Annotated in this window: 2 protein-coding genes; both read right to left on the bottom strand. The window is 69.0% G+C overall.

From position 1 onward, the window contains the following. Positions 1-65: 65 nt before the first annotated feature. Entirely contained in the window at positions 66-1496 is a 1431-nt protein-coding gene (locus tag P7L68_RS01770; RefSeq protein WP_371998718.1) for a non-ribosomal peptide synthetase, read from the bottom strand. 61 nt (positions 1497-1557) lie between these two features. Continuing rightward, positions 1558-2553 (bottom strand): TauD/TfdA family dioxygenase, encoded by a 996-nt coding sequence (locus P7L68_RS01765; protein WP_371998717.1) that lies wholly within the window; start codon positions 2551-2553, stop codon positions 1558-1560. Positions 2554-2574 lie beyond the last annotated feature (21 nt).

Here is a 2574-nt window from a genome sequence, read left to right as displayed (position 1 = left end):
GGGGGTCCGTACTCCAGGGTCCTGTCGGCGGCGGGGGAGAAGCGAGACGGCGGAATTGAACCGGCTCAGGCGCGGACGCCGAGCTTCAGATCAGCAACCAGAGGATGTATCCATTCCTCGGGGATAATCGGCTGGTGGTAGACGCATTCCTCGGAGAGGATCGAGGAGCCGTGCAGCCGGCCCATGGGCACCAGCACCATCTCGCCGGGCGCCAGCTTCAGCTCCATGCCCAGATTGCCCCAGAACACCATGTTGCCGGTCTCGATCGCGACCAGCCGGTAATCGTCGTGGACATGGGTGGTGGAGCACATCTCCCGCGGCTCGACGAAGGTTTCGCGGTCGATATCCGGGCATTCGGCCTGGATGCGGGCATCGATCTTTCCCGCGATCTCGCGATAGGCGGGAATGGCCGACAGCCATTCCAGCTGCTCGCCCAGATCACGCTCGGCGGCATCGCGCAGCCGCGCGGCCGCCGCCAGGCCCTGGCCGATCCGGGCCAGCCCCTCTTCGCCCCAGCGGGCCTCCGCCAGCTCCAGCGCCCGGCCGAAACGCCGGCCCAGATCCTCCAGCGCCTCGGCCGGATGGCGATTATGGCCGGCGGGCGCGGCGCCCTCGATGCCCAGCGCCTCGCCCGCCTGGGCGAGCAGGCAGCCGAAGGCGATCCATTCCGCCTCGGCCGCGAAACCGGCCCCCCACAGAGCCAGCGCCCGGTCGGGCCGGCGGGCCAGCGCGTGGAGCAGATTGGCACGGGCCATGCTGGTCGAGAGATAGAACTGCCAGTAGGAATGCGGCTTGAGATCGGCCCCGCAGCGCCGCGCCAGGCGCGCGATCGCCCGGTCGTCGACGGCATCGAGCACAAGGCGGGGCGCGCCGTCGCCCAAGGGCGCGAACCAGCCGCCCGCCCCGGCGCGGGCCATGGCGAGCCGGCGGCTTTCGGCCAGGCACCAGTGCTGGATGAGGGTGAAGCGCATGCCCTCTTCCAGATAGTCGGCGCGGTTCAGATGCGCGAAGAGCTTGCCGAGGAAACCGGCCTCGCGGTTCAGCACGTCGCGAAGCAGATCCGCCTGATCGGCCGGCGCCACCGGGGTATCCCCCGCAGCCAGATGGTCGAAGACGAAATCTTCCAGGAAGGGCCGGATACGGGCGCCGAGCAGGCGGCTTTCCTCGCTGTAGAAATGGTCGAAATCGGCAAGAGCCTCGGGCGCGCCGTCGCGCGGCAGCCGGGCGATGTCGAGTTCGTTGATCGACAGCAGCAGCCGGTGCGAGGCGAGCGAGGGCAGCAGGGTGACGGTGTCGGGCGTGACCGCCTCGTCGAAGCGGATGAAGGAGAGGTCTTCGGGGCGCAGCGGCCGGCGGTAGAAATCCTCGTCCAGAACAAGCTCTTCCACCATGGCGCTGCGATAGGGGTGGAGGTCGGCGAAGCTGCGGATCAGGTCGAGCTGGTCATCGGCCTGGTGCACGCGCGGGGCGAAATCGAAAAGGCGGGTCGCAGACATGGCGGAGATGTCCCGTTGGGAAGCAGGGGAGACGGCGGAAGCAGGAGATGAGGCGGTCTGGTCAGGCGGGGCCGGTGGCGCCCCAGGGTTCCGCCATGGCGACCAGGATCCGCCGCGGCCCCGAGAACGGGGCCCGGCCATGGGTCATCAGCATGTTGTCGAGCATCAGCACGTCGCCGCGCGCCCAGGGGAAGCACAGCATTTCGGCCGCATAGGCGGCGCGGATCTCGTCCAGCACCGCATCCTCGATCGGGCTGCCGTCGCCATAACAGGCGTTGCGGGGCAGATCCTCTTCATCGACCACGGCGAGCAGGGTGTCGCGCAGATCGGGCTCCAGCGCCGAGACGTGGAAGAGATGAGCCTGGTTGAACCAGACCGTTTCGCCCGTGCGCGGATGCACGGCTTCCGAGGCGCAGATCTGACGGGTGCGCAGCCGGCCGTCATCCTGCCATTCCCAGGCGATGCCACGGGCCCGGCAGGTGCGCTCCACCAGGGCCGGGTCGTCGGTGCCGAAGACCTGTTGCCAGGGCAGATCCAGCCCGCCGCCGTAATTGCGGACATACATCACGCCATGGCGGGCAAAACGGCGGCGGATCGCCGGATCGATCCGGGCCAGCACCGCCCGGGCATCGGCAAGCGGGGTCTCGCCGCGATCTTCGGGCGCCACATCGCAGAAGAACCAGATCCGCATCGCCCAGCGGTCGGTATAGGACTGTTCGTTATGCTGGGGGATCCACTGATGGGCGGGATATTCGGTGGAGGAATAGACCCCCGCCCCCACCCGGCTGCGCGGGGTGGAGCCGAATTCATAGGTCAGCAGATCATGGCCGAAGCCGCGGGTGAGATCGTAGAAGGCGGCGGCATCGGCGACATCGAAGCCGCGGATCAGCAGCCCGCCCGCGGTCTCGACATGGCAATCGGCCAGGCGGCGCAGCTCGTCGAGCCGCGTGGCCGCCGGCATGGGGCGGGCGGCCCGGACGGTGACGATGCGGGTCGCGCCGGCCGCAAGACTGCCGACCGTGAGGTCGGCAGCCAGAGGGGGAACGGTGGCGTTCACGGGGATCTGACCCTTCGCAGG

The sequence above is a fragment of the Tistrella mobilis genome (genome assembly GCF_041468085.1).
Classification (GTDB): domain Bacteria; phylum Pseudomonadota; class Alphaproteobacteria; order Tistrellales; family Tistrellaceae; genus Tistrella; species Tistrella mobilis_A.
The sequence above is the reverse complement of the archived record's forward strand: the minus strand, read 5'-3'. Positions and strand labels throughout refer to the sequence as shown.